Origin of the sequence: Halomonas sp. 707B3, from assembly GCF_024158645.1 — a bacterium.
In the GTDB taxonomy this organism is placed as follows: Bacteria; Pseudomonadota; Gammaproteobacteria; order Pseudomonadales; family Halomonadaceae; genus Vreelandella; species Vreelandella lionensis.
In genome coordinates this window covers 1-6,348 of the sequence record NZ_JAMZBE010000179.1, presented here as the reverse complement: position 1 = coordinate 6,348, position 6,348 = coordinate 1, and the positions used below count along the sequence as shown (strand labels likewise).

7 protein-coding genes and 1 riboswitch are annotated in these 6,348 nt (G+C 57.1%); of the genes, 2 read left to right on the top strand and 5 right to left on the bottom strand.

Going from position 1 to position 6,348, the window contains the following annotated elements; translation table 11 throughout:
• Together BIS10_RS16650 and epmB are read right to left on the bottom strand one after the other, a co-directional pair.
• Positions 1-637: ABC transporter substrate-binding protein (locus BIS10_RS16650; protein WP_253506913.1), on the bottom strand; the 637-nt coding region annotated here is incomplete at its 3' end.
• A 57-nt stretch (positions 638-694) separates the two neighbouring features.
• Positions 695-813, bottom strand: a riboswitch (guanidine-I (ykkC/yxkD leader).
• Between the two features lie 223 nt (positions 814-1,036).
• On the bottom strand, positions 1,037-2,059 hold the full coding sequence (epmB, locus tag BIS10_RS16645; RefSeq protein WP_253506909.1) for an EF-P beta-lysylation protein EpmB: 1,023 nt from the start codon (positions 2,057-2,059) through the stop codon (positions 1,037-1,039).
• A gap of 137 nt (positions 2,060-2,196) precedes the next feature.
• On the opposite strand from epmB, the gene efp reads away from it, so the two are divergent.
• Both efp and epmA read left to right on the top strand, forming a co-directional pair.
• A complete protein-coding gene (efp, locus tag BIS10_RS16640; protein ID WP_253506904.1) occupies positions 2,197-2,763 on the top strand; it encodes an elongation factor P in 567 nt (188 codons plus the stop codon).
• A 99-nt stretch (positions 2,764-2,862) separates the two neighbouring features.
• A complete protein-coding gene (epmA, locus tag BIS10_RS16635; protein WP_253506900.1) occupies positions 2,863-3,843 on the top strand; it encodes an EF-P lysine aminoacylase EpmA in 981 nt (326 codons plus the stop codon).
• A 19-nt stretch (positions 3,844-3,862) separates the two neighbouring features.
• On the opposite strand, the gene asd is transcribed toward epmA, so the two are convergent.
• The 3 genes from asd to rsgA form a co-directional block, all read right to left on the bottom strand.
• Positions 3,863-4,705 carry an archaetidylserine decarboxylase gene (asd, locus tag BIS10_RS16630; protein ID WP_253506896.1) on the bottom strand — a complete coding sequence of 281 codons (843 nt, stop codon included), beginning with the start codon at positions 4,703-4,705 and terminating at the stop codon, positions 3,863-3,865.
• A 10-nt stretch (positions 4,706-4,715) separates the two neighbouring features.
• The gene (locus tag BIS10_RS16625) at positions 4,716-5,558 is read right to left on the bottom strand and encodes a sulfurtransferase (RefSeq protein WP_253506893.1); all 843 of its coding nucleotides are present in this window, start codon (positions 5,556-5,558) and stop codon (positions 4,716-4,718) included.
• A gap of 77 nt (positions 5,559-5,635) precedes the next feature.
• A partial coding sequence (gene rsgA, locus BIS10_RS16620; protein ID WP_253506890.1) for a ribosome small subunit-dependent GTPase A occupies positions 5,636-6,348 on the bottom strand: 713 nt, incomplete at its 5' end.

Genomic DNA, 6,348 nt, shown 5'->3' with positions numbered 1-6,348 from the left:
TGTACACCACGTTGCTATCCGCCATATCCTCGATGGCACCTAACTGGGGGTTCCAGGCAGCGACGGCTTCTGTGGTGTCGCTCGCGAACAGGCCGACGATATCCGCATCGGACGTATTCACCGTTTCGATATCGCGTTCAGTCAAGCCAACGCTTTCGAGAGCACGGGCCAGAAAGTAGTGAGAGACGCTGAATTGAACGAGATTGACCTGACGGCCCGCAATATCGGCTAGGTCATCGCTGCCTTTCAGCACGATGCCATCATTGCCGTTGGAGTAATCGTTGATAATCAGTGCGGTGGAGTCGACGCCGCTGGCCGATGGAATCGTTAGAGCATCCATGTTGGTCATGGCACACCCATCGACGTTGCCAGAAGTGAACTGATTGATGGATTCCACGTAATCATTCACCTGCACGACATCGATACTAATGCCGTATTCGTCGGCCCACTTATTGACCACGCCTTCTACGTCGGCATAGGCCCAAGGCATCCAGCCGGCATAAATCGACCAGCAGACGCTAAAGTCGCTGCGTTCTTGCGCTTGGGTAGGTGTGATCGTCAAGGATGATGCTAGTAGCGCCGCGGTCAGCGGAGCTAGGGACAGGCTTTTGAGGGCAGAGCGATTGGAACGGGTCATGAGAGCCTCCAGCGGCTAAGAAAAAACTCAGGGGCATCGGCGCATCACTGTGCCTTATCCTCCCGGGCTTTTATCCCGCCGTGTAACCTTGCGCTTGCAAGGTCGATCGCTCTCGGACCAGCCACGTCCATCAGGGGCATATCGTTGATGGCGTCGGAACCCTAGCGATCTATTGGAAACTCGATTGTGTGGCAGCGAAGGCAGCCAATACCCCATGTGTAACACTTAACTACACAGCAAAATATTGGCCGTCATCTATAAAAATCATTAATTTTAATAGGTTATAGAGGTTTTATAGTTAACTCTAAGAAGCTGATGATAGAGTAATGCATTATCGTGGTGCGTAGAGCGGTGCGCTACGCACCGCAATGAAACAAAGAGGCCAATGGCAGGGGAGGATCACAAAGGCGTTTTGCTCATCTTACCTGGCACTTCACGCACCAGCCGTGGCATGAGAAAGCCGGGTAAGTGTTCCAGTAGCACTTGAATGAGCGCTTGCGCCTCTTTGTCAGGCACGTCAAAGTGCGCGGCGCCCTGAACTGGGTCGAGTACGTGGAGGTAGTAGGGCAGCACGCCTGCTTCAAACAGCCGTTCCGAGAGGGCCGCGAGGGTAGGCACGTTGTCGTTAATGCCCCGTAATAGAACGCTCTGGTTTAGCAGCGTGACGCCTGCCTGTTTTAAGCGCGTGCAGGCATCCACCACGGCCTGATCAATTTCATTGGCGTGGTTGATATGCAGCACGACGACTTTTTGTAAGCGGGTGCTGCCTAACCAGCCCAGCAGGCCTTCATCCACACGGTCAGGAATGACCACGGGCAAGCGGGTGTGAATACGCAGCCGTTTTAGGTGAGGAATGCTCTCTAGCTGTTCGACTAGCCACGCCAGCTGCCGGTCGCTGGCGGCAAGGGGGTCGCCTCCTGATAGGATCGCCTCGTGAATAGAGGTGTCGGCACGCAGGTAGTCCAGGGCTTCCTGCCACTGGGCTCGGGAAGGCGAGTTCTCGTTATAAGGAAAATGGCGGCGAAAGCAGTAGCGGCAGTTGATTGCGCAGGCTGGGCTTGCTATCAGAAGTACCCGGTTTGCATATTTATGGATCAGCCCTTTGACGGGGCTGTGGACCGCTTCCTCTAACGGGTCTGTGACGTAGCCCGGTGAGGCCAGTGTTTCATCGCCTATAGGCAGCACTTGACGCAACAGCGGGTCATTAGGGTCGTTGGGCTTAATGCGGGCAAGGTAAGCGTCGGGCACGCAAATATCGAACAGGCGATGTCCTGCCTGCGCGCCGGGCAGCCATTGGGCGCCTAAACCAAGGCGTTGGCAGAGTGTGTTGGGATCACGAATCGCATGAGAAAGCTGCTGCTGCCAGGAGGTCGAAACCTGGGCAGGTGCGTGGTGACCAGCGATAATGATGTTCTCCTGCAAAAAGCCCTCCTTCGGGTTATCATGCGCGCACTTAGCGGCGTTGCTATTCGCAATGACGCAACTGACGGTGACGTAAGTGGCTGGCGGATCGCCGCACGTACGACATAGACAATTGAAACAGACCATTGAGAGGCATTATGGCGAACTATTCTACCAACGAATTCAAAGCAGGTTTGAAAGTAATGCTCGACGGCGACCCCTGTTCGATCGTTGAGAACGAATTGGTTAAGCCGGGCAAGGGCCAGGCGTTCAACCGCGTGAAACTGCGCAACCTGATGACAGGCCGTGTGGGTGAAAAGACATTCAAGTCTGGCGACTCTTTAGAAGGCGCTGACGTCATGGATCTAGAAATGGAGTACCTCTACACCGACGGTGATATGTGGCACTTCATGAAGACCGACGGCTCTTTCGAGCAGTATGCGGTAGAGAAAAAGGCCCTGGGCGATACCGAAAAATGGCTCAAAGAGCAGGTGCCTTACACCCTGACGCTTTGGAATGACAAGGCGATCTCGGTTACGCCGCCCAACTTCATCGAGTTGGAAGTGGTCGAAACCGACCCAGGCTTGAAGGGTGATACAGCGCAGGGCGGCTCCAAGCCAGCTACGCTCTCTTCGGGCGCTGTGGTTCGCGTACCGCTGTTCATCAACCAGGGTGAAGTGCTGAAAATCGACACCCGTTCTGGTGAGTACGTATCACGCGCTTAACCGCGCGATGATAAAAGCGGCAGACGTAGTCGCTTAAGCATTTCGTTCATAAAGCCACGCGATACTGTTGCGTGGCTTTATGTTGTTAGGGAGAAGGGAATGACACTGAACTGGCAGCCAACGGCAACGATGGGCACCTTGCGCGAGCGCGCACGTTTGATCGCGACGGTGCGCGCCTTTTTTGCTGCGCGGGACATATGGGAAGTGGAGACGCCAGTGCTCGGCCAAGGGGGCAGCACCGACGTGCATCTAGTGTCGCTATCGTCGCTTGCCCGCACCGATAAAGGTCAGCGCAAGCTGTGGCTGCAAACCTCGCCTGAGTTTCATATGAAGCGACTGCTGGCGGCGGACAGCGGTCCCATTTTTCAGCTGGCAAAAAGCTTTCGCGATGGCGAAGTGGGGGCTCGGCACAATATCGAATTCACCATGCTGGAGTGGTACCGCCCTGGTTTCACGCTGGCGCAGTTGATAGAGGAGACAACGGCGCTGGTGGCGCACGTATTGCCGCAGTCACCTGGCCCTGTGGTGTACTACCGTTATCGCGAACTCTTTCATCGCCACTTGGAGGTGGACCCGTTCACCACGTCGCTGGACACGCTGCGGACGCTAGCAGCACAGCGGGGCAATATGTCGGCCCAAGCGCTAGCCGAGGAGGGGCGCGATACTTGCCTGGATCTGCTCATGGGAATGGTCATCGAGCCAACCTTGGGGCAACAAGAACTTAGCGTGGTCGTTGACTATCCTGCGAGCCAAGCGGCGCTGGCGCGACGTCATCAGGATGCCGATGGCGAATGGGTGGCCTCTCGCTTTGAGCTATACCTGAACGGTATCGAGCTCGCCAATGGCTACGATGAGTTGACCGATGCCGAGGAGCAGCGCCAGCGTTTCGACGCAGATAATGCCGAGCGTCGCCGGTTGGGGCTACCTGAAGTAGATGTCGATGCTCATCTACTGGCAGCGCTAGAACAGGGGCTGCCAGCCTCTTCCGGCGTGGCGCTAGGGCTGGATCGTTTGATCCAATTAGCGCTGGGTAAAGCGCGCCTGGAAGAGGTCTTGGCGTTTTCGACGGCTAACTGCTAACGAACGCGGCCAGCCTGGCTCAGGGCGTTGGGGTAGCGAGGCTCTGCCCCATTTGCACTGTTGCCCCTAGCGCGTGGTTGCCAAACGCCACGGGGTTAGCGAAACACAACACAACAGTGGAGCCGAGCTTGAAGCGACCCATCTCAGCACCTTTCTCCAGCACGACTGGCTGCCCGAAGCGCATACGCTGAGGGTGGCCCGACAGTGGTGTTACCTGCCCAGACCAGACGGTTTCAATGGCGGCCACAATCATGGCGCCGACCAGCACCATCGCCATGGGGCCGTGTTCGGTATCAAAGATACATACTAAACGCTCATTGCGAGCGAACAAGCCGGGCACATAGTTGGCGGTGGCTTGGTTGACCGAAAAGAGTCGCCCCGGCACGTAGATCATTTCCCGCAGCGTGCCGGTCACCGGCATATGTACGCGGTGGTAGTCGCTTGGCGAGAGATAGACCGTCGCGAAGCTGCCGTTCAAAAACTCATCGGCTAACGCTTTGTCGCCGCCCAGCAGGGTTTGGGCGGAAAACGTATGCCCCTTGGCCTGTACCAGTGTGCCCGCCGTAGTGAGGCGGCCAAACTGTGAAAGCGTGCCATCGGCAGGGCTCAATACTCCTTCGCCCAGTGGGCGAGCATCCGCTTTCAGCGCGCGGGTAAAAAAGTCGTTGAATGTGGCGTAGGCCATCGGGTCTGGCTCTAGCGCCTGGCTCATATCCACGTTGAAGCGCTTAATAAACGCGTTAATCAGGGTGTTTTTCACCCAGGGGTTATCGCACTGGGCGAACTTACCCGTTAGGCGCGACAGCGCGTGCTGAGGCAGCGGGTATTGAAGTAGTGAAAAGGCTTTTTGGGAAAAAGTCACAGTAATATCTTCATTTCTCGATAGGTGTATCGTCGCGGTTGCCCCACTCACCCCAGGAGCCAGCATAGCCGCGCATATTGAACCCTAACGCTTTGCCGACCAGCCAGGTAAAACTGCTGCGGTGGTGGCTTTGGCAGTGGGTGGCAATTTCCATATCGGGAGTGAGCCCTAGGGCATTAAGTTCGGTCATGAGCTCGGCGTAGTCGCGGATTCTCAGCGCCCGGCTGCGATCCATGGCGTCTAGCCAATCCATGTTCACTGCACCAGGAATATGTCCCAAGTGTTTGTTGTTGCCGCGTTCGCCGTCGTACTCCGCTTTGGAGCGGGCGTCCCAAATGGCAAACTGTTTGTTGCTGAGCTTCTCTTTGATCTCATCGCAAGTAATGGCGGCGCTGGGGTTGAGAATCTCAGCGTGGTATTCGCTTGGCGTTGGCGCGGAGGGCTCGGTGCTCTCTTCCAGGCCTGCGTCGCGCCAGGCGTGAATGCCGCCGTTTAGATAAGAGTAGCGGGTGTGGCCGATCAGCTCCAGCGTCCAGAGCAGGCGAGCTGCCCAGCCGCCGCCTTCGTCGTCGTAAGCCACTACATGGGTGTCGCGGGTTAAGCCCAGCGCGCTGAATAACTTGGAGAGAAACTCCACCGACGGCACGTCGTTGGGCACCGGGCCTTCGCCGCGCATTAAGTAGCGAAAATCCAGATAAATGGCGCCGGGAACGTGGCCCTGACGGTAGCTTTCGCCATTGACGGGCACATCGATAATCAGCAGTTCAGGCGCCTGTAAGTGCTCTTGCAGCTGCTCCGGCTCTACGATGAGTGGCAATAGATTGTGTTCTGATGAGTGGCTGGCGGTGCTCATGTCCGGCTCCCTGTCCTTAACATTAAGACAACCGCAAAGAGGGTAACGACGATGTCGCCCCGGTCATTGCGGGTTCGTCACTGAGGATTCAAGCTATCGAGAATACGTCGATAGCTGGCAAAACGCTCTGGATGAATCTTGCCTGCCTCGACGGCGTCCAGTAAAGCGCAGCCTGGCTCATTGCGGTGGCGGCAGTCTCGGAAGCGGCAAAGGCCCAAATAGGGGTGGAACTCGATGAAGCCATCGGTCACTTCCTGCTCGTCCAGATGGATCAGGCCAAACTCACGAATGCCGGGCGAGTCGATAAGTTCGCCATTGCTGACTTCGTCGCTGCGCATGGCATAGAGACGCGCCGTGGTCGTCGTGTGCGTGCCTTTACGCGAATCTTCTGATAGCGCGCCAATACGCAGGGTTTCGTCGGGCAGTAGTAGGTCAATCAGCGATGATTTCCCCACGCCACTTTGGCCGACGAATACCGAGGTGCGGCCCGCGAGCTGCTGGCGCAACGTATCCAGCCCCTCGGGGTTGGACGTGGTGGTGCGTACCACTGGGTATCCAAGCGCCCGGTAGCGCTCAAGCAGCTGCCCCAGCTCGCCGCCATCGTCAGGTAGCAGATCCGTCTTGTTGAGCACCAGTACCGGCGCGATTCCCGTGGCTTCAGCGGCGACGAGGTAGCGGTCGATCAGGTTGGGGTGAGGCGCTGGCTCGACGGCAAACACGATCAGCAGCTGGTCGATATTGGCGGCTACCGGCTTGAGCTGGCCGCGCGGGTCGGGGCGCTTTAAAATGC